At 72.7% G+C, this 23,295-nt stretch carries 16 protein-coding genes and 1 pseudogene; 2 read left to right on the top strand and 15 right to left on the bottom strand.

Annotated elements, in window-relative coordinates:
- Positions 1–3: 3 nt before the first annotated feature.
- From ABD198_RS22480 to ABD198_RS22470, 3 genes are all read right to left on the bottom strand, one after another.
- Entirely contained in the window at positions 4–1,854 is a 1,851-nt protein-coding gene (locus ABD198_RS22480; protein ID WP_344004939.1) for an acetolactate synthase large subunit, read from the bottom strand.
- Between the two features lie 230 nt (positions 1,855–2,084).
- Positions 2,085–5,081: a putative bifunctional diguanylate cyclase/phosphodiesterase gene (locus ABD198_RS22475; RefSeq protein ID WP_344004937.1), complete on the bottom strand. Its 2,997-nt coding sequence runs from the start codon at positions 5,079–5,081 to the stop codon at positions 2,085–2,087.
- Positions 5,082–5,490: 409 nt separating this feature from the next.
- Positions 5,491–6,444 carry a 2-hydroxyacid dehydrogenase gene (locus ABD198_RS22470; protein ID WP_344004934.1) on the bottom strand — a complete coding sequence of 318 codons (954 nt, stop codon included), beginning with the start codon at positions 6,442–6,444 and terminating at the stop codon, positions 5,491–5,493.
- Positions 6,445–6,518: 74 nt separating this feature from the next.
- Here ABD198_RS22470 and ABD198_RS22465 point away from each other — a divergent pair, with 74 nt between their 5' ends.
- Together ABD198_RS22465 and ABD198_RS22460 are read left to right on the top strand one after the other, a co-directional pair.
- Positions 6,519–7,517, top strand: coding sequence for an aldo/keto reductase (locus ABD198_RS22465; protein ID WP_344004931.1), 999 nt, complete (start codon positions 6,519–6,521; stop codon positions 7,515–7,517).
- Between the two features lie 195 nt (positions 7,518–7,712).
- Positions 7,713–8,876 (top strand): PQQ-dependent sugar dehydrogenase, encoded by a 1,164-nt coding sequence (locus ABD198_RS22460; protein WP_344004928.1) that lies wholly within the window; start codon positions 7,713–7,715, stop codon positions 8,874–8,876.
- Between the two features lie 70 nt (positions 8,877–8,946).
- On the opposite strand, the gene ABD198_RS22455 is transcribed toward ABD198_RS22460, so the two are convergent.
- The 12 genes and pseudogenes from ABD198_RS22455 to ABD198_RS22400 form a co-directional block, all read right to left on the bottom strand.
- Complete coding sequence (locus ABD198_RS22455; protein ID WP_344004925.1) at positions 8,947–9,138, bottom strand: DUF6191 domain-containing protein; 192 nt, start codon at positions 9,136–9,138, stop codon at positions 8,947–8,949.
- Positions 9,139–9,193: 55 nt separating this feature from the next.
- Positions 9,194–12,250, bottom strand: a complete 3,057-nt coding sequence (locus ABD198_RS22450; protein WP_344004922.1) for a helix-turn-helix transcriptional regulator — start codon at positions 12,248–12,250, stop codon at positions 9,194–9,196.
- 223 nt (positions 12,251–12,473) lie between these two features.
- Positions 12,474–12,659 carry a hypothetical protein gene (locus tag ABD198_RS22445; RefSeq protein ID WP_344004919.1) on the bottom strand — a complete coding sequence of 62 codons (186 nt, stop codon included), beginning with the start codon at positions 12,657–12,659 and terminating at the stop codon, positions 12,474–12,476.
- A 222-nt stretch (positions 12,660–12,881) separates the two neighbouring features.
- Positions 12,882–13,424, bottom strand: a complete 543-nt coding sequence (locus ABD198_RS22440; protein ID WP_344004916.1) for a hypothetical protein — start codon at positions 13,422–13,424, stop codon at positions 12,882–12,884.
- A gap of 193 nt (positions 13,425–13,617) precedes the next feature.
- Positions 13,618–14,178: pseudogene (locus tag ABD198_RS22435) on the bottom strand (GNAT family N-acetyltransferase); the annotation flags it as partial.
- The gene (locus ABD198_RS22430; protein ID WP_344004913.1) at positions 14,156–16,402 is read right to left on the bottom strand and encodes an MMPL family transporter; all 2,247 of its coding nucleotides are present in this window, start codon (positions 16,400–16,402) and stop codon (positions 14,156–14,158) included. The pseudogene ABD198_RS22435 and the gene ABD198_RS22430, both read right to left, overlap by 23 nt.
- 216 nt (positions 16,403–16,618) lie before the next feature.
- Positions 16,619–17,116, bottom strand: coding sequence for a hypothetical protein (locus tag ABD198_RS22425; RefSeq protein ID WP_344004910.1), 498 nt, complete (start codon positions 17,114–17,116; stop codon positions 16,619–16,621).
- A 139-nt stretch (positions 17,117–17,255) separates the two neighbouring features.
- On the bottom strand, positions 17,256–18,770 hold the full coding sequence (gatB, locus tag ABD198_RS22420; RefSeq protein WP_344004907.1) for an Asp-tRNA(Asn)/Glu-tRNA(Gln) amidotransferase subunit GatB: 1,515 nt from the start codon (positions 18,768–18,770) through the stop codon (positions 17,256–17,258).
- Positions 18,771–18,785: 15 nt separating this feature from the next.
- Positions 18,786–19,025 carry a hypothetical protein gene (locus ABD198_RS22415; protein ID WP_260829575.1) on the bottom strand — a complete coding sequence of 80 codons (240 nt, stop codon included), beginning with the start codon at positions 19,023–19,025 and terminating at the stop codon, positions 18,786–18,788.
- Positions 19,022–20,515 (bottom strand): Asp-tRNA(Asn)/Glu-tRNA(Gln) amidotransferase subunit GatA, encoded by a 1,494-nt coding sequence (gene gatA / locus ABD198_RS22410; protein ID WP_344004900.1) that lies wholly within the window; start codon positions 20,513–20,515, stop codon positions 19,022–19,024. The genes ABD198_RS22415 and gatA overlap by 4 nt, the downstream gene beginning before the upstream one ends.
- Before the next feature lie 6 nt (positions 20,516–20,521).
- Positions 20,522–20,818 (bottom strand): Asp-tRNA(Asn)/Glu-tRNA(Gln) amidotransferase subunit GatC, encoded by a 297-nt coding sequence (gene gatC / locus ABD198_RS22405; RefSeq protein ID WP_004925108.1) that lies wholly within the window; start codon positions 20,816–20,818, stop codon positions 20,522–20,524.
- Between the two features lie 290 nt (positions 20,819–21,108).
- On the bottom strand, positions 21,109–23,196 hold the full coding sequence (locus ABD198_RS22400) for a putative bifunctional diguanylate cyclase/phosphodiesterase (RefSeq protein ID WP_344005022.1): 2,088 nt from the start codon (positions 23,194–23,196) through the stop codon (positions 21,109–21,111).
- Between the last annotated feature and the right edge of the window lie 99 nt (positions 23,197–23,295).

Below are 23,295 nucleotides of genomic sequence, written 5' to 3'. Positions count from 1 at the left end.
CGCTCAGTCGTCTTCGTTGTCGCCGAAGTCCGGGCGGACGTCCCTGGCGGCCATGATCTCGTCGTTGGAGGTGCCGGCGGCGACCATCGGCCACACCATGGCGTCCTCGTGGACGATGAAGTCCACGACGACCGGGCGGTCGTTGACCGAGTTGGCCTCCTCGATGACCTTGTCCAGGTCGGCCGGGTTCTCGCAGCGGATCGCGTAGCAGCCCATGGCCTCCGACAGCTTCACGAAGTCCGGGACCCGGGTGCCGCGGGCGTCCGGGTTGATGTCGTCCGGGCCGGAGTGCAGGACCGTGTTGGAGTACCGCTGGTTGTAGAAGAGGGTCTGCCACTGGCGGACCATCCCGAGGGCGCCGTTGTTGATGACGGCGACCTTGATCGGGATGTTGTTCAGGGCGCAGGTGGTGAGCTCCTGGTTGGTCATCTGGAAGCAGCCGTCGCCGTCGATCGCCCAGACGGTGCGGTCGGGGGCGCCGGCCTTGGCGCCCATGGCGGCGGGGACGGCGTAGCCCATGGTTCCGGCGCCGCCGGAGTTCAGCCAGCTGGCGGGCTTGTCGTACTGGATGAAGTGCGCGGCCCACATCTGGTGCTGGCCGACGCCCGCGGCGAAGATCGTGCCCTCCGGGGCGAGCTGGCCGATGCGCTCGATGACCTGCTGCGGGGACAGCGAGCCGTCCTCGGGCTGGTCGTAGCCGAGCGGGTAGGTCTCGCGCCAGCGGTTGAGGTCGTTCCACCAGGCGGTGTAGTCGCCCTTGCGGCCCTCGGCGTGCTCCTTCTGCACGGCCTGGACCAGGTCGGCGATGACCTCGCGGGCGTCACCGACGATCGGCACGTCGGCGGCGCGGTTCTTGCCGATCTCCGCCGGGTCGATGTCGGCGTGGACGACCTTGGCGTAGGGGGCGAAGCTGTCCAGCTTGCCGGTGACGCGGTCGTCGAAGCGGGCTCCGAGGGCGACGATCAGGTCGGCCTTCTGCAGCGCGGTGACGGCGGTGACCGAACCGTGCATGCCCGGCATTCCCACGTGCAGCGGGTGGCTGTCGGGGAATGCGCCGAGCGCCATCAGGGTGGTGGTGACGGGCGCTCCGGTGAGTTCTGCGAGGACCTTCAGCTCGGCGGTGGCGCCGGCCTTGACCACTCCGCCGCCGACGTAGAGCACGGGGCGCTTGGCGGAGGTGATCAGCCGGGCGGCCTCGCGGATCTGCTTGGCGTGCGGCTTGGTGACGGGCCGGTAGCCGGGCAGGTCCATGACCGGCGGCCAGGAGAAGGTGGTCTGCGCCTGGAGGGCGTCCTTGGCGATGTCGACCAGCACCGGGCCGGGGCGGCCGGTGGAGGCGATGTGGAACGCCTGCGCGATGACCCGCGGGATGTCCTCGGCCTTGGTGACGAGGTAGTTGTGCTTGGTGATCGGCATGGTGATGCCGACGATGTCCGCCTCCTGGAAGGCGTCCGTGCCGATCGCCCGGGAGGCGACCTGGCCGGTGATCGCGACCAGCGGGACGGAGTCCATGTGCGCGTCGGCGATCGGGGTGACCAGGTTGGTGGCGCCGGGCCCTGAGGTCGCCATGCAGACGCCGACCTTGCCGGTGGCCTGCGCGTAGCCGGTGGCGGCGTGGCCGGCGCCCTGCTCGTGGCGGACCAGGACGTGGCGCACCTTGGTGGAGTCCATCAGCGGGTCGTACGCCGGAAGGATCGCACCGCCGGGGATGCCGAATACCGTGTCGGCCCCGACCTCCTCGAGAGAGCGGATGAGGGACTGCGCGCCCGTGAGGTGCTCGACGGGGGCGGACTGCTGTCCTCCGGATCGGGGCCGCGGCTGCGGGTGATGGGCCCCGGTGGCCTGCTCGGTCATCGGCATTCTCTTCTCGATGCTGAGGGTTTTTGCGAGGTTTGCGTGGTGTACGCGGGCTGTGCGACAGGTGCTGGTGCAACAAAAAACCCCTCGTGCCAAAAGGCAAGCGAGGGGAGCGCGCCGGGTGCGGGTCGCCGAGCGGTGGTGGCTCGGCGTCAGCCGACGCGCTGTCCAAGTACGAGAATTCGGGTGCGCATGGCACTGACCCTCCACCCGCCACACGCCCGGTGTCAAGTGGGTGGGACGGGAGTCTCATTATGTGAACGGAGCGTCGTCCCCGTCCTGAGCACGGCACTCACCCCCGCGGAGTACACCCCGGCGTGGGCACCGCCGGCGAGGGCGGGCTCGGCCGGCTCGTGCGGCACGGGGTAGTGGCCGGTGGTGAGCGCCCGGCGCAGCCGGTACTCGTCCAGCGGCCCGGAGAAGGCCATGCCCTGCCCGTGCGTGCAGCCCATCGCGCGCAGCGCGGCCACCTGCTCGGGCAGATCCAGCCCGTCGGCCACCGACTGCAGCCCGAGGTCCCCGGCGATCCGCAGCAGCCCGCTGGTGATCTTGTGCAGCCGGGCCGACTCCACCACGCCGTCGATCAGTCCGCGGTCGAGCTTCAGTATGTCGACCGGGAGCCGTCTGAGGGCGGTGATCGCCGCGCAGCCGCCGCCGAAGCCGTCCAGGGCGATCCGCACGCCGACCCGCTTGAGGGCGTTCAGACGGCGCTCCAGCTCGTCGAAGCAGACGCTCGGGTCGGTGTCGGCCAGCTCGATGATCAGCGAGCCGGGCGGCAGCCCGTGGCGGGTCAGCAGCGCCTCGATCGAGCCGAGCGGCAGCGACCGGTCCAGCAGCCGCCGCGCGCCGATCCGTACCGCCACGGGCACGGCCACTCCGGTGGCCTGGCGCTCCGCGGCCTGCTCGACGGCCTCCTGGAGCACCCAGCGCCCCAGCTCGGCGGTCTTCTCGGTGTCCTCGGCGACCCGCAGGAACTCCGCCGGGGTGAACAGCACGCCCTGCGAGGATCTCCAGCGCGCCTGGGCGCTCACCGAGGTGATCCGGCCGTCCTCCAGGCACACCACCGGCTGGTGCAGCAGGGCGAACTCGCCGTCGTGCAGCGCGGAGCGCAGCCGGGTGGCCAGCTCCGCCCTGCGCACCACGTCCTGCTGCATCTGCGGCCGGTACAGCTCCACCCGGCCCTTGCCCGCCGCCTTGGCCCGGTACATCGCCAGGTCGGCGTTGCGCAGCAACTCCCCCGCGCCCAGGCCCGGTTCGGCGAAGGCGACGCCGATGGAGGCGTTGACGCGGACATCGTTGCCGTCGATGACGTAGGGCTGGGAGAGGGTGGCTCTGAGGCGGTCGGCGAGCTCCAGGATGTGGCCCTCGCGGGCGTCCCGGTCGCGGGCGCCGTCGCCGACGATCAGGGCCGCGAACTCGTCGCCGCCCAGCCGGGAGGCGGTGTCGCCCTTGCGGACGGCCTCCTTGAGTCTGCGGGCGGCCTGGACGAGCAGTTCGTCCCCGGCCTGGTGGCCGATGGTGTCGTTCACGGCCTTGAAGCCGTCGAGGTCGATGAAGAGCACGGCCGTCCCTCTGAGGGCGGCGCCCCGGTCGGAGGCACGGCGGCCGGAGAGGGCCTGCTGGACGCGCTTGGTGAACAGCGCGCGGTTGGGCAGGTCGGTGAGCGGGTCGTGCTCGGCGTTGTGCTGCAGCTGCGCCTGGAGGCGCACCCGCTCGGTGACGTCCCGGCTGTTGAAGATCAGGCCGCCGTGATGGCGGTTGACCGTCGACTCCACATTGAGCCAGCCGCCGTCGCCGGAGCGGAAGCGGCACTCGATGCGTGTGGTCGGCTCGTCGACGGGGCTGGCGGCGAGGAAGCGCCGCACCTCGTGCACCACGCACCCCAGGTCCTCGGGGTGGATCAGGCTGGCCAGTTCGCTGCCCACCAGCTCCTCGGCGGGCCGGCCGTACACCCCGGCGGCGGCCGGGGAGACATAGCGCAGCACGCCGTTGGGTGCGGCGATCATGATGACGTCGCTGGAGCCCTGCACCAGCGAGCGGAAGTGGTTCTCCGCCTGGGCCAGTTCCTGGGTGAGGGTGATGTTGTCGAGCAGCATGATGCCCTGGCGCACCACGAGGGCGAGCACCACGGTGCCGCCGGTGAGCAGGACCACGCGGTCGACGCTGCGGCCGTTGAGGACGTTGTAGAGGATGCCCAGCGTGCACACGGCCGCGGCCAGGTACGGCGTGAGGGCGGCCAGTGAGCCCGCGATGGGCCGGGCGGTCGGATAGCGCAGCTCGCCAGCGGGCGCGGGCGGCTGGGGGTGCGGCCCGCTGCGCTGGCCGGGCACGTGCTCGCGCACCACGCGAGTGTGCTGCTCCTCCTCGGGCCGGCCGCCGTCGCGGGGCGCGGTCCACGGCGCGTGCGCCAGCAGCAGCGAGCCCGCGAACCAGCCGGCGTCGAGCAGCTGCCCCGAGCGGTAGTCCTCGTGCAGCAGCGGCGAGGTGAACAAGGCGTCGCAGAGCACGGTGAGCGCCAGGGCGCCGATCGCGGTGTTGACCGCGGAGCGGTTGACCGCCGACCGTCTGAAGTGCAGCGCCAGCACCATGCTGATCAGGGCGATGTCGAGCAGCGGGTAGGCCAGCGAGAGCGCCGTGTGCGCCACGTCCGGCCCGCCCTTCTGGGCGGCCTGGGCGAGGGCCAGGCTCCACGCCAGGGTGAGCAGCGAGCCGCCGATCAGCCAGGCGTCGAGGGCGAGGCAGACCCAGCCCGCCTTGGTGACGGGCCGCTTGGCGAACACCAGCAGGCCCACGATGGCGGGCGGCGCGAAGCACAGGAAGAACAGGTCGGCGTAGCTGGGGCTGGGCACGGGCTCGCCCAGGACGACCTCGTACCAGCCCCAGACGAAGTTGCCCAGGGCCGCCATGGCCGAGGAGATGCCGAACAGCAGCCAGGCGGGCCGGAACCGGGTGCGGCGGCCGCGCGCGTAGACGAAGCAGGAGACCGCGGCGGCGGCCGCCGCGGCGCTCAGTCCGAAGTCCCCCATGGCCAGGGCGAGTCGGTCCGAGCCCCAGCCGCATGCGGCCCCGACGGCGTAGGCCGCGCAGACGAGGGCGAGGACGAGCTGCGGGACCAGGCCGCGCCGGGGCCCGTCACCGGGCGGGCGGGGCAGCAGCGCTCCCGGCGGGGAGTGCGGCCTGAGCGCCGCGCCTTCGAGCGTGGGTGTGGGGGTCGGCGCGCTCACCGGCTCCTCCCGGTCCGCGCCCCCGAACCCCGTGGAGCCCGGGGCACCGTGGCATGCCTCCTTCGGCCGCCCTGTCTGCGGGGCAGCGGGTGGGGGCGGCTGTGCGGGCCGAGAGGCCGGGTGGGGCGGCCGGTGATCCGGCCGCGGCTGTGCGCGACCGCACGCCAGCGCCCCCGCCGGCGGTTCCGCCGCGTCGGATCGCTCGTCCATAGGCCGTGCATCGCGCGCCGCCCCCCTCACATCTGCGTTGGTCGTCCCCCGCGCCGTTCGGTCAGTGGCGCAGCCCCTGTCCGGACGATACACCAGTCTGGTCACCCAGGGACATAGGTTCTCTACTCTGCGTGACGATCAACAGATGTATGAGTACCCATCGCTCCCGGGAAAACGCGGACAGTACGCGACAATCCGGCTACGGCGTGTCCGCTCCCGTCACCAGGATCACGCTGCGCAGCTCCTCGTGGTTCAGGAAACGGCGCAACTGGTCCACCAGCAGCCGCTTGGCGCGCGGCAGGAAGGCTGAGGTGGGTCCGCCGACGTGCGGGGTGATGAGGACGCCCGGCGCCCGCCACAAGGGGTGCCCGGCGGGCAGCGGTTCGGGGTCGGTGACGTCCAGGGCCGCGGTGATCCGGCCGCTCTCCAGCTCCGTGAGCAGGGCCTTGGTGTCGACCACCCCGCCGCGGGCCACGTTCACCAGCAGGGCGCCGTCCTTCATCCGGGACAGGAAGCCGGCGTCCACCAGGTGCCGGGTGGCCTCGGTCAGCGGCGTGGACAGCACCACGACGTCCGCCTCGGGCAGCAGCGAGGGCAGTTCGGTGAGCGGGTGCACCGGACCGCGCTCCGTGGTGCGCGCGGAGCGCGCGACGCGCGCCACCCGCGCGAGCTCGAACGGAGCGAGCCGGTCCTCGATGGCCGCGCCGATCGACCCGTAGCCCACGATGAGCACCGTCCGGTCGGCGAGCGCGGGCCGGAATCCGCCGAGCCACTCCCCTCGCTCCTGGGCCCGCACGAAGTCCGGGATGCCGCGCAGCGAGGCCAGGATCAGCGCGAGGGTCAGCTCGGCGGTGCTGGCCTCGTGCACCCCGCGGGCGTTGCACAGCCGCACACCGGGCGGCAGGTCCTTCAGTCCCGGCTCCACGTGGTCGATGCCGGCGGACAGCGTCTGCACCACCCGCACCGAGGTCATCCGCGACAGCGGGCGGGTGCCGATGCCGCTGGGCTTCATGTACGGCACGACGTAGAAGGCGCAGTCGGCGGGGTCGGCGGGGAACTCCTCGCCGCCGTCCCAGAATCGGTAGCGCGGTCCCTCGGGGAGATCCTCGATCTCCTCCGGCGGGATCGGGAGCCAGACGTCTGCTGCAGTCATGGCCCGAGGCTATGTCAGGGGCCCCGAGGGCCAGAGGTTAGGTTGGGGGGCCGGAGAGGGAGGGTCACGAGCAGGTGGAGCGCAGGACGATCGGCGCGGCGGCGCTCGCGGTGGGGGCCGTCGGACTCGGGTGCATGCCGATGAGCTGGGCCTACAGCACGTCACAGCAGCGCGGCGAGGAGTCGCTCAGGGCGGTGCACCGGGCGCTCGACCTCGGCTCGACGCTGCTGGACACCGCCGACATGTACGGGCCGTTCACCAACGAGCTGCTGCTGGGGCGGGTGTTGAAGGAGCGGCGCGCCGAGGCGTTCGTGTCGACGAAGGTCGGGCTGCTGGTGGGTGACCAGCACATCGTGGCCAACGGCCGCCCGGGCTATGTGAAGCGGGCCTGCGACGCCTCGCTGCGCCGGCTGCAGACGGATGTCATCGACCTCTACCAGCTGCACCGGGAGGACCCCGAGGTGCCGGTGGAGGAGACCTGGGGGGCGATGGCCGAGCTGGTGCAGGCCGGCAAGGTGCGGGCGCTGGGACTGTGCGCGGTGGGCGCGCGCTCCGCCCGGCGGCCGGGGACGCGGCTGTACGACGCGACCATCCGCCAGCTGGAGCGGGTGCAGCAGGTGTTCCCGGTGAGCGCGGTGCAGGCCGAGCTGTCGGTGTGGTCGCCGGAGGCGCTGCGCACGCTGCTGCCGTGGTGCGAGGCGCGCGGCATCGGGTTCCTCGCGGCGATGCCGCTGGGCAACGGCTTCCTGACCGGCACGCTCACCCCCGGCGAGGGCTTCGAACCGGACGACCTGCGCGCCCGGCACCCCCGCTTCACCGCCGAGATGATGGCCGCCAACCAGCCGATCGTGGCCGGCCTGCGCCGCGTCGCCCGCCGCCACGGCGAGGCGGTCACCCCGGCCCAGGTCGCCCTGGCCTGGCTGCTGGCACAGAGCCCGCAGGTCATCCCGGTCCCGGGCACCAAGCACGTCCGGTGGGTCGAGGAGAACGCGAGGGCGGCGGAGCTGCGGCTGACCCGGGAGGACTTCGCGGAGATCGCCGGGCTGCCTCCGGCGCAGGGGTCCTGGGACTGAGCGGTTTGGGCACTTCGGCGTGCCCGGCTTTCCTGGCTTGGCCTTTGTGGGTGACGCGGCGCGGGTGTCACGGCTGACGCGCCCCTGTTTCATGGCCGGCGCAGCGCGTCCGGTTCGGGAATCGGGTGATCGGGAACCTGGGAGGCGCGAGCGGTGTATGACAAGTGGAACCTGCCGCGTCGAAGGGACAAGATCGTGCAACGTCGAGCCGTGACGGCCGTGCTGGCCGCCGCCGCGCTCCTGCTGACGGCCGGCTGCTCCTCCGATGACGGAGGATCGCCGGGCGGGGACGGCAGCGCCTCCTCCAGCCGTACGAACGGGCAGACCTCGCCCCCGGAGCGCTCCGGGGAGCAGACGCCGCCCGCGAAGGGGTCCGTGAAGGTGCTGCGCACCGTCGCCACGGGGCTGAAGACCCCGTGGGGTCTCGCCGCGCTGCCGGACGGGGACCTGCTGGTCTCCTCCCGCGACGAGGCGACGATCACGCGGGTGGACGGGAAGACGGGCAAGAAGACCGAGCTGGGCGAGGTGCCCGGGGTGTCCCCGGCCGGGGAGGGCGGCCTGCTGGGCATCGCGCTCTCCCCCGAGTACGCCTCGGACCACATGATCTACGCCTACTTCACCTCCGCCTCGGACAACCGCATCGTCCGCATGATCTACGACGAGAAGAAGCCCTCCGGTGAGCAACTGGGCGCCCCGGACACGGTCCTGCGCGGCATACCCAAGGGCGTCATCCACAACGGCGGCCGGATCGCCTTCGGCCCGGACAAGATGCTGTACGCGGGCACGGGCGAGAGCGGTGACACGGGCCTGTCCCAGGACAAGGAGTCGCTCGGCGGCAAGATCCTGCGGATCACCCCGGAGGGCGAGCCCGCCCCGGGCAACCCGTTCCCCGACTCCCCCGTGTACTCCTACGGCCACCGCAATGTGCAGGGTCTCGCCTGGGACTCCAAGCAGCGCCTGTTCGCCTCCGAGTTCGGCCAGAACACCTGGGACGAGCTGAACGCCATCAAGCCGGGCGACAACTACGGCTGGCCCGAGGCGGAGGGCCGCTCCGACGAGGGCGGCTTCCACAACCCGCTGGAGCAGTGGTCCACCGACGAGGCCTCCCCCAGCGGCATCGCCTACGCCGAGGGCTCGATATGGATGGCGGGGCTGCGGGGCCAGCGGCTGTGGCGGATCCCGCTGAAGGGCACGGAGGCGTCCGCGGAGCCCCAGGCGTTCTTCGAGGGGAAGTACGGGCGGCTGCGCACAGTGCTCCCGGCCGGTGAGAACAGGCTGTGGCTGGTCACCAGCAACACCGACGGCCGCGTCGAGCCCAAGGACGGGGACGACCGGATCCTGGAGCTGGAGGTGAGCTGAGCCGGCCGGCCAGCAGGCAGGTAGGCAGGCAGGCAGGCAGGCAGCCGTCAGGTCGCCGTGCCGGGTGCCGTCACTCCTCGGTGTCCGGCTCGGTGCCGTCCTTCGACGGCGGGCGCACCACGACCTTCCCGGAGGCGAGGTCTATGGGCCCGCGGCCGGGGTCGGAGTCGCCGACGTCCTCCCGCGTCAGTTCCAGGCGTTTCCGCTCGTCGCGGGTGTGCTTGCGGCCGGGTGCGAAGAGTTCCTCGAAGACGTTGAACATCGCTCCCCTTCCAGGGCCGTGGCGGACGTGCGGGGCGGGCGGGTGGACAGGTCCATCATCCCGCCGTGGCGCGGTCACCGGTATCCGTGGGGAAAAGACCCAGCCGGTGGGCCACCGCGGCCGCCTCGCCGCGGCCGGAGACGCCCAGCTTGGCGAGGATGTTGGAGACATGGACGCTGGCCGTCTTCGGGGAGATGAACAGCTCCTCGGCGATCCGGCGGTTGGTGTGGCCGGCGGCGACCAGGCGCAGCACATCGCGTTCCCGGCTGGTGAGGCCCAGGGCGTCGGCCGGGTCTCCGGTGTCCGCCGGGGTCTCCCGGGCCGGGGCGGGGCCGAGGGCGAGGCGGGCACGCTGGGCCAGCACGGCGGCGGCCCGGGCCAGCGGGCGGGCGCCCAGGTGGCCGGCGACGGCCTGGACCAGCCGCAGCAGCTCCCTGGCGCGGGCCCGCTCGTCCTCGCCGGCCCCGGCGGCGAGCAGGGCCTCGGCGAGCCGGAGGCGCACGCGGGCCAGGTCGTAGGGCCTGCCGAGGGGCTCCACGGCGGTGACGGCGGCGCTCCACTCGTCCGGGGCGGCGATGCCCTCGGCGCGCTTCAGCTCGGCGCGCAGCCAGATGTCGTGAGCCTGCCACACGGGCACACCGGTGGCGAGGTTCTTGGCGGCCTCGCGGATCCGGTCGAGGATCCCGGGACGGCCGGGCTCGGCGGCCGGGTCGCCGAGGGCGTCGGCCTCGGCGGTGGCGGCGGCGAGCAGCAGGGGCCAGCCGTAGCGCTGGGTGCCGGGCGGGAGCCCGGCGTCGAGGGCGGTGAGCAGTTCGGCGCGGGCGTCGGCCAGGCGGCCCTCGGCGGCGGCGATGTCGAGGGCGACCAGCGCCATCGGCAGCGCGTACTGCGGCATGAGGTCGTGGGTGCCGAAGTGGGCGCGGGCGGCGGCGAGTTGCCGGGACGCGGTGGCCAGATCGCCGCGGTCGCAGGCGAGATGGGCCAGGCGCAGCGCGGCTCCGGCGCGGGGTCGGGCGCTCGGCTCCCGGCGCTGGGCGGTGGCGGCGGCCTCGGCCGCCTCGTCCCAGCGGCCCAGGGAGTGGAGGCTCTCGGCGAGGTTGCCCCACACCCAGGCCTCGGAGTCCAGCAGGCCCAGCCGGCGGGTGACCCTGGTGCCCTCCTGCAGCAGGCGCAGCGCCTCCTCGGAGCGTCCGACGCCTTCGAGGCCGGACGGCAGGTTCACATAGCTGCGGCACAGCACCGTGTCCACGCCCAGCTCGGCCGCCTGCCGCTGGACCTCGTACATCATGGCGAGCCCGGTCTCGATGTCGCCGGCGTCGACCGTGAGGCCGCCGAGGGTGAGGCGGGCGTTGAGCTCGATGTCGTGGGCGCCGACCATGCGGGCGTACTCGACGGCGCGTTCGGCGGCGGCCATGGCCTCCGGGCCGGGCTGGTGGAGCATGGACCAGTTGGCGACGGAGGCGAGCACCTCGGCGTGCACCTCGGACGGGGGCAGGCCGCGCACCAGTTCCTGCGCGGTGCCCAGTTCCGTCCAGCCGTCGCTGCGGGCCAGGGACTGGCTGAGCCGGGAGCGCTGGACCCAGAACCAGGCGGCGCGCAGTGGGTCGGGCTCCTCCTCCAGGATGCGCAGCGCCCGCTTGGTGATCTTCAGTGAGCGTTCGCGTTCGCCGCAGAGCCGTCCGGCGACGGCGGCCTCGGCGAGGAGGTCGAGGTAGCGCAGGGTGGCCGTCGCGGGGTCGCAGCCGCAGTAGGCCTCGGTGTAGTCGGCGGTGCGCAGGCCCGCGCGTATCTCCTCGGGGACGGAGTCCCACAGCTCCATGGCCCGCTCCAGGAGCCGGAGTTGTTCGGCGTAGGCGTGGCGGCGGCGGGCCTCCGCCGAGGCGTCGAGCACGGCGGGCAGCGCCTTGGCGGCGTCGTGGGCGTGGTACCAGTAGCTGGCCAGCCGGGTCACCCGCTCGTCGGCGGGCACCAGGGTGGGGTCGGCCTCCAGGGCCTCGGCGAAGCCGCGGTTGAGGCGGGAGCGTTCGCCGGGCAGCAGGTCGTCGCTGACGGCCTCGCGCACCAGGGAGTGGCGGAAGCGGTAGCCGTCGCGGTCGGGTGCGGGGGTGAGGATGCTGGCGTTGACGGTGGCCCGCAGGGCGTCGAGGAGGTCGTCCTCGGCGAGTCCGGCCACGGCGGCGAGCAGCCGGTGCTCGACGGTGGAACCGCCCTCGGCGACGATCCGGGCGACCCGCTGGGCGTTCTCGGGGAGGCTCTCGACCCGGACCAGGAGCAGATCGCGCAGCGAGTCGGTGAGTCCGGTGCGGCAGCCCTCGTGGGCGGCGACGGCGAGTTCCTCCACGAAGAAGGCGTTGCCGTCGGAGCGTTCGAAGATCTCGTCGACGTGGTCGGGGTCGGGCTCGCGGGCGAGGATGCCGGCCATCTGGCGGCCGACCTCCTCGCGGTTGAAGCGGCCGAGTTCGATGCGGCGGACGCTGCGCAGCCGGTCGAGTTCGGCGAGCAGGGGGCGCAGCGGGTGGCGGCGGTGGATGTCGTCGGAGCGGTAGGTGGCCAGGACGACGAGGCGGCCGCTGCGCAAGGTGCGGAAGAGGTAGGCCAGCAGATGGCGGGTGGAGGCGTCGGCCCAGTGCAGGTCCTCCAGCACGAGGACGACGGTGTGCTCGGCGGCGACGCGTTCCAGCAGGCGGGCGGTGAGTTCGAAGAGGCGGGCCATGCCCTGTTCGTCGCGGCGGGCCTCGCGGGCGGTGGTACCGAGCTCGGGCAGCAGCCGGGCGAGCTCCTCCTCCTGCCCGGCCGCGGCGGCGGCGAGCTGCTCGGGCAGCTCCCGGCGCAGCTGGCGCAGCGCGGTGGAGAACGGCGCGAACGGCAGACCGTCGGCGCCGATCTCGACGCAGCCGCCGAGCGCCACGATCGCGCCGCGGCGCCGTGCGGCCGCCGCGAACTCCTCGACGAGCCGGGTCTTGCCGACCCCTGCCTCGCCGCCGAGGAGCAGTGCCTGCGGCTCGCCCGCGCCGGTGCTCGCGCGGTCGAGCGCGGTGTTCAGGGTGTCGAGTTCACCGGCGCGGCCGACGAACACGGGACTGACGGACCTGGTCTCCACGGTCCTGAGCATCGCACGAGCCGGTGACAACGCGTCACCCGTTTTCGCACGGCTGAACGCCGGCCGGCGCCCCTTCACGCCGAGGGCGTCCGCGGGGGTGACGCCGCGAGGCCCGGCGGGAGCGGGGTTCCGGCGGCCGACCCCCGTGCGGTCGCCGGAACCCGTGCCCTCGCCGGGCCTCGCCTCGCCGGTCCCCGTGCCGCCTGCGCGGCCCGTCGCCGGTGCCATCCCGGCGTCATGCCGCGCGGGCGAACCGGGGCCTGCGGAAGCGGCGCCTATGGCTCTCGGCCTCGGGGCTGCGTGCGGCGGAATCCCGGCGGGCCGCCCGGCGCGCGCGGGCGGCCTCGCGCGCCCGGCGCTCCTGCTCGGCCTGGCGGACGAGCTCGGCCTGGCGGAACTGCTGCATCTCGTACTCGAGCATGGTGGGGCCCTTCGCTAGGACTGGGAATCCGGTGGGATCTCGCTCTGTGCGATCGCTCTGTGCGATGCCTCCACTGTCGTCTCCCAGGGGGGTCCGGCACATCGGGAAGGTGCCGCATCTTCGGCGGGCCGCGGGACCTTAGACATGCGAAGGGGGCCCTGAGTCCCCTCCGTAAGGCGCTTACGGAGGGGACTCAGAGCCCCGGGAACGGTCTGAGGTGCCTCAGCCCGCCGAGGGCAGGCCCAGCAGCACGTCGGTGTACTTGAGCACCGCCAGCAGCAGTCCGATCACACCGAGCGAGACGCCCGCCCAGGCGACGGATTTGATCCACGGCGCCTGGAGGCCGCCGGGCGTGCCGAAGGCGGGCCGGAGCAGCACCACCACGCCCACGATCAGCGCGGTGAGCGCGAACAGTCCGCCCCACAGCGCGCTGGTCTGCCAGGCGTCGCCGTACATCTCCTTGATCTGGGTGGCGACGCCCGCGTCGGTGGACGTCCGGAGCTGGCCGACGAGGGTCTCGCGGGCGGCGGCCACCGTGCCGAGCCAGCTGCCGGTGAGCGAGACCAGGCCGAGCGCGGCCGAGACGACCGCCGCGGCGCCCTGCCCCACCCCGGCGGGCTTCTCCTCGCCCTCCTGGGCTCGGGCCCCGGCCTCTGCCGTCTCCGTCTCCGTCTCCGGCGCGGACTCCCTGGCGTCCACCGCCTCCTCGTCCTGCCGGTCCTCGGCGGTCTCGTTCGCGGTGCCGTCCGCTGTCTTGGTAACCATGCCCCGCACCGTACGGACGCCGTCTGAGAGTCGTCTTAATGATCGTCGCGGGAGCCGGTTAATGATCGTCGCGGGAGCCGGCCGCGGCGGCCGGGGAGGCGGAGGCCGAGGAGGCCGAGGAGGCGGAGGCCGGGGAGGCGGAGGCCGAAGATGCGATGGCCGAAGATGCGATGGCCGAAGATGCGATGGCCGAGGAGGCGGCGGCGCGTGCCGCCCGCCACTCGGGCGCCAGCACCGACCAGACCTCCAGGTCGTGCCGCACACCGTGGTGGAGGTGGGCCTCGCGGCGGACGCCGTCGCGGGTCATGCCGAGCCGGCGGGCGACGGCGAGGCTCGCGGTGTTGCCTGCGGCGGCCACCCACTCGACGCGGTGGACGCCGCGCTCCTCGACCACCCAGTCGATCAGTACCCGCATCGCGCGGGTGACCAGCCCGCGCCCGGTGGCGGCGGGCTCCAGCCAGCAGCCGACCTCGCAGGTGCCGTTCGCGGCGTCGAAGTTGAGGGTGAGCACGCCGCCGACGAGCGTGCCGTCCAGCCACACCCCGTGCAGCGAGGCGGTGTCGGCGGCCCGGCGGTCGGCGTACCGCTGGAGCACCTCGCGGGCGCCGGCGGCATCGGTGGCCGTGGCGGCGAAGGGGACGAACCGGTTGATGAAGTCCCGTCCCCTCTCCAGGTGCGCCAGGAACTCCTCGGCGTGCCACGGCTCCAGGGGACGCAGTTCGGCTCCGTCGTCACCCAGTCGCATCGCGTACATCCCGCTCGCGCCCCTCCTCGGCCATCACGTCCACCGCCTCGGCGTCCGTCGCGGCGGCCAGCCTTTCATGGGCGGCGCGGCACTCGGGCGGCTCGATGCTGATGCGCGGCAGGATCCGGTCGAGGTGGCGCGGCAGCCACCAGTTGGCGCCGCCGAGCAGGTGCATCAGCGCGGGGACCAGCAGGGTGCGCAGCACGAAGGCGTCGAGGGCGACGGCGGAGGCGAGCGCGATGCCGAACATGGCGATCACGCGGTCCCCGGTGAGCACGAAGGCGAGGAAGACGGAGATCATGATGACCGCCGCGGAGTTGATCACCCGGCTGGTCTCGGCGAGCCCCACCCGGACCGCGCGCCGGTTGTCGCCGGTCTCCAGCCACTCCTCGTACATCCGGCTGACCAGGAAGACCTGGTAGTCCATGGACAGCCCGAACAGCACCGAGACCATGATCACCGGCAGGAAGGGTTCGACGGGCCCGGCCCGGCCGAGGCCGAGCAGTTCGCTGCCCCAGCCCCACTGGAAGATCGCCACAACCACGCCGAAGGCCGCGGCGACGGCGGCGACGTTCATCGCGGCGGCCTTGACCGGGATGCCGATGGAGCGGAAGGCGAGCAGCAGCAGGAGGCAGCCCAGGCCGATCACCACGCCGACGAAGAGGGGCAGCTTGCCGACGATGACGTCGGCGAAGTCGTCGTAGGCGGCCGTGATGCCGCCGACGTGCACATCGAGCGAGGTGCCGGCCTCGGCCCGGGGCAGCACGTCCTCGCGCAGCCGGTCGACCAGGTCGCTGGTCTGCTTCGACTGCGGGGAGGACTCCGGTACGACGGTGAGGTACGCGGTGTCGCCGCCCTTGCCGAAGGTCACCGGCGACACCGAGGCGACGCCCTCGGTCTGGCGCAGGGTGGCGTCCAGGTCGCCCAGGGCGAGCCGGTCCTCGGCGCCCCCGACCTCGGTGACCAGGGTGAGGGGGCCGTTCACGCCGGGGCCGAAGTTGTCGGCGAGCAGGTCGTAGGCCTGGCGGGTGGTGGTGTTCTCCGGGTCGTTGCCCTGGTCGGAGGTGCCCAGGTGCAGGGAGGCGGTGGGCAGCGCGAGGACCGTGATCACCACCAGCGCGATCACGCCGAGGATCCTGGGGTGGCGCTCCACGAACGCCGACCAGCGGGCGGCGAAGCCGGTCGGCAGCTCCGGCTCGGGCCCGTGCTCGGCGAGGCGGCGCCGCTCCCGGCCGCTGAGCGCGCGCATGCCGATGAACGACAGCAGGGCGGGCAGCAGCGTGACGGAGGCGGCCACCGTCAGCACCACGGTCAGTGAGGCCGCGACGGCGACGCCGTTGAGGAAGTTCAGCCGCAGCATCAGCATCCCGAGCAGGGCGATGCAAACGGTGGCACCCGCGAACACGACCGCGCGTCCGGTGGTGGCGACGGCGCGGGCGGCGGCCTCGGTGACGGACAGCCCGCGCTTCAGACCGCGCCGGTGCCGGGTCACGATGAACAGCGCGTAGTCGATGCCGACGCCGAGGCCGATCAGCATGCCCAGCATGGGGGCGAAGTCGGCCACGGTCATGACATGCCCGAGAAGGGCGATCCCCGCGTAGGCGGTGCCGACGCCGACCAGTGCGGTGCCGATGGGCAGCAGGGAGGCGGCGAGCGAGCCGAAGGCGAGGAACAGCACCACGGCGGCGACCACCACACCGACGATCTCCGCGGTGTGCCCGCCGGAGGACTCGGTGAGGGCGATGGCGCTGCCGCCCAGCTCCACCCGCAGGTCACCGGTCTCGGCCTCCTGCGCCGTGCGCACCACGGCCGCGGCCTCACCGGCGTCGACGTCCTGGGCCCGGTCCTCGAAGGTGAGGGTGGCGTAGGCGGTGCGGCCGTCCTCGCTGATCCGCCCTGCCCCTCGCTCGTCGTAGGGGCCGGACACGGAGGCCACGCCGGGCAGGGCGGCGATCCGGTCCAGGGTGCGGGTCATGGTCTGCTCGACGGCGGCGTCGCGGACCGTGCCGGAGGAGGTGTGCCAGACGACGGTGTCGGTGTCGCCGCCCAGCGACGGGAAGCCCTCCTCCAGCAGGCGGGCCGCCTGCGAGGACTCGGTCCCCGGGACCCGGTAGTCGTTGGAGTAGGCGCTGCCGGCCAGGACCGCGCCCGAGCCGGCCACGCCGAGGGCGAGGAGCCAGAGCAGCACGGTGATCAGACGGCGCCGGACACACCAGCGTGCAAGAGCTGCCACGGACGTGCTCCCAGAGTGACTGTCTGCGGATCTTTGACCGGGAACAGACGTTCATGAAACGAACCGCCCGCAAAGAACGCATGAGCAATGCAGTGACACTCTGGCAGGCAAGAGTGATCATTTGCCGGGTTCGTGGGCTTCTTCACAGCGACGGGAGGCAGCTCACAGGACAATCGGACCGGATGAGTCAACCGATCGCCCGGTCCGGTGACAGGTTCAGTCGAACTGGTCACCCAGCGCCATCACCATCAGCCCCGCGATCAGCAGCCACAGCGCCCTGCGGGTACGGCCCCGGGAGCCCAGCAGTCCGGCCAGGGCGCAGACGGCGGCTCCGCAGGCGTACGCGACGGGAACCAGCAGCGGGGTGCCGCCGGTGAGCCGCAGCAGGGCCGCGGCCAGACCGGCCAGGGCCAGCGCGGCCCCGGTCCCGGTGGCCAGCCACCGGGCACGCCGGGCACCGCTCCCGTCGGCGCCGGTGTCCTCGTGGTCGCCGGACTCGTCGCCGGCGGCCTCGTCGTCGGCTGCCTCCTCGTCGTGGGGCTCGCCGGCCCCGGTCTCCGTCTCTGTCGCGGTTTCCGTCTCTGTCGCGGTTTCCGTCTCTGTCGCGGTTTCCGTACCGGCGGTGTCTTCGGTTCCGGCGTGGTGCTCGTGTGCCGTGTCCTCGGCGGACTCGGTCTGCTCCGGGTGCGTGTCGGAATCAGCGCGTCCACTCATGGCGCGGGAGCGTAGCGCCTCCGGGATCACCAACCCGGTGCGGGGGTTCGCTCCGGCTGCTGAGCAGGAGCGATGACCGATGAACGCATGACGAAGGGGTGCACCGATGCCGGTGCACCCCTTCGTTAGATGGTCCGGGTCAGCCCTCGCTGACGCCCAGCTTCTCGAGGATCAGCTCCTTCACGCGGGCCGCGTCGGCCTGGCCGCGGGTGGCCTTCATGACCGCGCCGACCAGGGCGCCGGCCGCCGCCACCTTGCCGCCGCGGACCTTGTCCGCGATGGCCGGGTTGCCGGCGATGGCCTCGTCGACGGCGGCGGTGAGCGCGCCCTCGTCGGAGACGACCTTCAGACCGCGCTTCTCCACGACCTCGTCCGGCGTGCCCTCGCCGGCGAGGACGCCCTCGATGACCTGGCGGGCCAGCTTGTCGTTCAGGTCTCCCTTCGCCACCAGCTCGGTGACCCGGGCGACCTGCGCCGGGGTGATCGCCAGCTCGTCCAGCGCCTTGCCGGACTCGTTGGCGTTGCGGGCCAGCTCACCCATCCACCACTTGCGGGCGGAGGCGGCGTCAGCGCCGGCGTCGATCGTGGCGACGATCAGGTCCAGCGCACCGGCGTTGAGGATCGCCTGCATGTCGGTGGCGGACAGGCCCCACTCCTCGCGGAGCCGGTTGCGGCGCACCAGCGGCAGCTCGGGCAGGCTCGCGCGCAGCTCCTCCACCCATTCGCGGGGCGGGGCGACCGGCACCAGGTCGGGCTCCGGGAAGTACCGGTAGTCCTCGGCCTCCTCCTTCACGCGGCCGGAGGTGGTGGTGCCGGTGTCCTCGTGGAAGTGGCGGGTCTCCTGGACGACCGTGCCGCCGCTGCTCAGCACCGCCGCGTGCCGCTGGATCTCGTAGCGGCAGGCGCGCTCCACGGAGCGCAGCGAGTTCACGTTCTTGGTCTCGGAGCGGGTGCCGAGCTTGTCGGCGCCCTTCGGCATCAGCGACAGGTTGACGTCGCAGCGCATCTGGCCCATCTCCATGCGGGCCTCGGAGACGCCGAGCGCCCGGATGAGCTCGCGCAGCTCACGGACGTAGGCCTTCGCCACCTCGGGGGCGCGCTCTCCGGCGCCCGTGATGGGCTTGGTGACGATCTCGATGAGCGGGATGCCGGCCCGGTTGTAGTCCAGCAGCGAGTGGGACGCGCCGTGGATACGGCCGGTGGCGCCGCCGACGTGCGTCGACTTGCCGGTGTCCTCCTCCATGTGGGCGCGCTCGATCTCCACGCGGAAGGTCTCGCCGTCCTCCAGCTGCACGTCGAGGTAGCCGTTGAAGGCGATCGGCTCGTCGTACTGGGAGGTCTGGAAGTTCTTCGGCATGTCCGGATAGAAGTAGTTCTTCCGGGCGAAGCGGCACCATTCGGCGATCTCGCAGTTCAGCGCGAGGCCGATCTTGACGGCGTACTCGACGCCGGTCGCGTTGACGACCGGGAGCGCGCCGGGCAGGCCGAGGCAGACGGGGCAGGTCTGGGTGTTCGGCTCGGCGCCCAGCGCGGTCGAGCAGCCGCAGAACATCTTGGTCTTGGTGCCGAGTTCGACATGGACCTCGAGGCCCATGACGGGGTCGTACGCCGCGAGTGCGTCCTCGTACGACACCAGGTCGGTCGTGGTGGTCACGGTGCTGTTTCCCTCTCAGCCCAGCAGGACGTCGTCGTCGCCCAGCCGCTTCAGCTCGCGGTAGAGGATGGCGAGGCCGGTGACGATCGCGGCGGCGGACACGGTGGCGTCGATCAGGACCAGGGTGTCCTTCTCGGCGCGGGCCTTCTTCAGCCGCTTGGCGACGCCGATCGCGCCGAACGCGGTGGCGGCCATGGACAGGTACGTACCGGACCGGGACTTCTTGAAGCCCTTGGCCTTGGTCAGTGCACTCACAGCGACGGAGCCTCCTCGAGCAGCGGGTGGCCCCACTTTTCCACGAAGGCGGCCTCGACGGCGGCGCCCACCTTGTAGAGGCGGTCGTCCTTCATGACCGGGGCGATGATCTGCAGCCCGACCGGCAGGTTGTCCTCGGGCGCGAGGCCGCAGGGCAGGGACATGGCGGCGTTGCCGGCCAGGTTGGTCGGGATGGTGCACAGGTCGGCGAGGTACATCGCCATCGGGTCGTCGGCGCGCTCGCCGATCGGGAAGGCGGTGGTGGGGGTCGTCGGGGAGACGATCACGTCGACCTGCTCGAACGCCTTGTCGAAGTCCCGCTTGATGAGGGTGCGGACCTTCTGGGCGCTGCCGTAGTACGCGTCGTAGTAGCCGGAGCTGAGCGCGTAGGTGCCGAGCATGATGCGGCGCTTGACCTCGGGGCCGAATCCGGCCGCACGGGTCAGCGAGGTGACCTCCTCGGCGGAGTGCGTGCCGTCGTCGCCGGTCCGCAGGCCGTAGCGCAGGCCGTCGAAGCGGGCGAGGTTGGAGGAGCACTCGGAGGGGGCGATCAGGTAGTACGCCGACAGCGCCAGGTCGAAGGACGGGCAGTCCAGCTCGACGATCTCGGCGCCCAGCTCCTTGAGCAGCTCGACCGACTCGTCGAACCGCTGGACGACACCGGCCTGGTAGCCCTCGCCGCGGAACTGCTTGATGACGCCGACGCGCATGCCCTGCACGCTGCCGTTGCGGGCGGCCTCGACGACCGGCGGGACGGGCTCGTCGATGGAGGTGGAGTCCATCGGGTCGTGCCCGGCGATCACCTCGTGCAGCAGCGCCGCGTCCAGGACCGTACGGGCGCAGGGCCCGCCCTGGTCCAGCGAGCTGGAGAAGGCGACCATGCCGTAGCGGGAGACCGCGCCGTACGTCGGCTTCACGCCGACGGTGCCGGTGACGGCGGCCGGCTGGCGGATGGAGCCGCCGGTGTCGGTGCCGATGGCGAGCGGTGCCATGTACGCGGCCAGCGCGGCGGAGGAACCGCCGCCGGAGCCGCCGGGGACCCGGGTGAGGTCCCAGGGGTTGCCGGTCGGGCCGAACGCGCTGTTCTCCGTCGACGACCCCATGGCGAACTCGTCCATGTTGGTCTTGCCGAGGATGACCACGTCGGCGGCCTTGAGCCGCTTGGTGAGCGTCGCGTCGTACGGCGGGATCCAGCCCTCGAGGATCCTGGAGCCGACGGTGGTCGGCACGCCCTCGGTGGTGAAGATGTCCTTCAGCGCGAGCGGCACACCGGCGAGCGGGCCGAGCTTCTCCCCGCGCTCCCGCTTCTCGTCGACGGCACGGGCCTGGGCGAGGGCGCCCTCCCGGTCGATGTGCAGGAAGGCGTGCACCTTCTCGTCGACGGCCTCGATCCGGGCCAGGTGGGCCTCGGTGACCTCGACCGCGGTGAGCTCGCCGGAGGCGATCTTCGCGGCGACCTCGGCCGCGGTGAGCTTGATGATGTCCGTCATGACGGCTTACTCCTCCCCCAGGATCTGCGGCACCTTGAAACGCTGCTGCTCCTGGGCCGGGGCGCCGGACAGCGCCTGCTCGGGGGTGAGCGAAGGACGGACCTCGTCCGGGCGCATGACGTTCGTCAGCGGGAGCGGGTGCGAGGTCGGCGGTACGTCTTGGTCGGCGACCTCGCTGACGCGGGCCACCGCGCCGATGATGTCGTCCAGCTGGCCTGCGAAGTGGTCGAGCTCTTCGGGCTTCAGCTCCAGACGCGCCAGCCGGGCGAGGTGGGCGACCTCCTCGCGCGTGATGCCAGGCATGCAGCGATCCTCTGGGGTGAGTGTGTGTGGTTTGGCCCAATCCTATGGGTCCCCACCGGGTGCTCGTGAAACGGTTTCCGGGACGGTCAAACCAACGTGACTGCAACTCCCCGAAGGGGCGCGGGGAACTGCGCGCCCGACCACGACTCACCCGCAGCCAACCGGCAAGCGAACCAGGCACTTCCCAGGGGCGCGGGGAACTGCGCGACCAACCACGACGCACCCGCAGCCGCCAGGCAACCGCACCCGGCACCCCACCAGGCACCCCCGTTACTCACTGGGCGCCCCCGTTACTCCTCCGCGGCAGCGGCCGGCAACGCCGCCGCAGGCCGCTGCCACCCCCGAGACCCCCGCGCCAGCAACCACGCCGTCGTCTCATCCGCCGGCATCGCCGAAGCGACCAGCCACCCCTGCACCGCATCGCACCCCAGGTCCCGCAGCCGCTCCCACGTCTCGTCGTCCTCGACACCCTCCGCAACCACAAGAAGCCCCAGCGAGTGCGCAAGATCGACCGTGCACCGCACGATCTCCGCATCCACCGCATCCACCGCCAGCCGCGCCACGAACGACCGGTCGATCTTCAGCTCGCTCACCGGCAGCTTCCGCAGATGCACCAGCGAGGAGTACCCCGTGCCGAAGTCGTCCAGCGACATCTTCACCCCGTGCCCGGTCAGGGCGTTGAGCGTGTCCGCGGCCCGCGTCGGATCCTCCAGCAGCACATGCTCGGTGATCTCCAGCTGCAGCGCACCCGCCGGGACCCCGTGCCGGGCGAGCCGCGCCGCGACCGAGCCGGCGAAGCCGGGCGTGTGCACATCGCGCGGCGAGACATTGACCGCGACCGGCACGAACAGGCCCTGTGCGCGCCAGCGGGCCACCTGCCCGAGCGCGGTCTCCAGGACGTACTCGGTGAGATGCGGCATCAGCCCGGAGGACTCGGCGATGGCGATGAACTCGTCCGGCGGCACCTTGCCCCGCTCCGGGTGCACCCATCTCACCAGCGCCTCGAGACCCGCGACCTGCCCGTCGAAGCGGACCTTGGGCTGGTAGTGCAGCTCGACCTCGTGCGCGTCCAGGGCCCGCCGCAGGTCGCCGAGGAGGCCGAGCCGGTCGGGCGTGTTGGAGTCCCGCTTGGACTCGTAGACCTCCACGCCGGTGCGGTCCCGCTTGGCCTGGTACATCGCGACGTCGGAGCGCCGCAGCAGTCCCTCCGCGTCGAGCGCGTGGTCGGGGAAGACGGCGACGCCCGCGCTGGCCTCGAGGACGAGGGTGAGTCCGTCGAGGTCGAGCGGGGAGCTGAGCGCCGCCACCAGGCCCCGGGCGACGCGGGTGGCGGAGGTCGTGGAGTCGACGACGGGCAGTAAGACGGCGAACTCGTCACCGCCGAGCCGCGCGGCCTCCGCCCCGCGCGGCAGGGCCATTCTGAGCCGGTCGGCGATCTGCAGCAGCAGCCGGTCACCGGCGAGATGACCGAGGGTGTCATTGACCGAACGGAAACGGTCGAGGTCGATCAGCATCAGGGCGGCGCGGGCGTCGATCCGTTCGGCCTCGTCGAGGGCGGTCCAGATGCGCTCCTGCAGCCACTGGCGGTTGGGCAGCCCGGTGAGGGGGTCGCGCAGCTGCTCCTCCGCGCGGGCCCTGGCTATCCACAGGGTCGAGTCGAGGGCGATCAGCGGGATCGCGAACAGCGGCAGCAGCACCGGCCGGGCGTCGGCGACCACGCAGATCAGCGGGGCTATGCCGAGCAGGGCGACGGCGACCAGTCCCTGTCTGACCAGGGCGGTGCGGGCGACCGTGGGCAGTCCGGCGTGCGGGACGTGCAGGTACCAGAGCAGGGTGCGGGTGACCGCGAGGTAGGCGACGGCGACCAGGACGACCTCGGCGGCGGTGGTGAGCGTCCAGCTGTCCGGTGTGGACGGCGACTCCACGGTCGGTACGCAGCCGAACGCGGCCCGCACCAGCGCTCCGGCGCCGATGCCGAGCAGGTCCACCGCGCCGTGCAGTATGCCCTGGCGCCAGCGGCCCCGCCGGGCTATGCCGACCAGCACCACCACGGTGAGGCTGACCATGCCGGCCGGAACCCATCCGTACAGCAGCAGCACGGCGAGGGTGAGGGCGGCGCCCGAGCCGGTGCCGCCCCACCAGCGGGAGCGGCCCAGCATCACCAGATGGCCGACGATGATCCCGGTGAGCACGGCGAGGGACCAGCCGGTCCTGCCGGACGGGAACAGGGCGTGCCCCTGGGTGAAGGCCCGCAGGAAGCCGGCGCCGAGCACGAACCCGGCCGCGGCGACGACGGCCGCGGGCAACGCGGGCCAGGAGAAGTGGCGTTCGGCCTCGGCGTCGGGCACGTCGGCCGGGTGGCCCCCGGCCGGGGCCACGGCCCGGCAGGCGCCCGTGCCGCGCCCCTGCGCCGACCGCCCGTTGGCGCGGAGGCCGTTGGCCGGCCGTGCCTTCCCGCCGCCCGGGCCGGGGGGAGG

Origin of the sequence: Streptomyces thermocarboxydovorans (genome assembly GCF_039524635.1) — a bacterium.
GTDB lineage: Bacteria > Actinomycetota > Actinomycetes > Streptomycetales > Streptomycetaceae > Streptomyces > Streptomyces thermocarboxydovorans.
The sequence above is the reverse complement of the archived record's forward strand: the minus strand, read 5'-3'. Positions and strand labels throughout refer to the sequence as shown.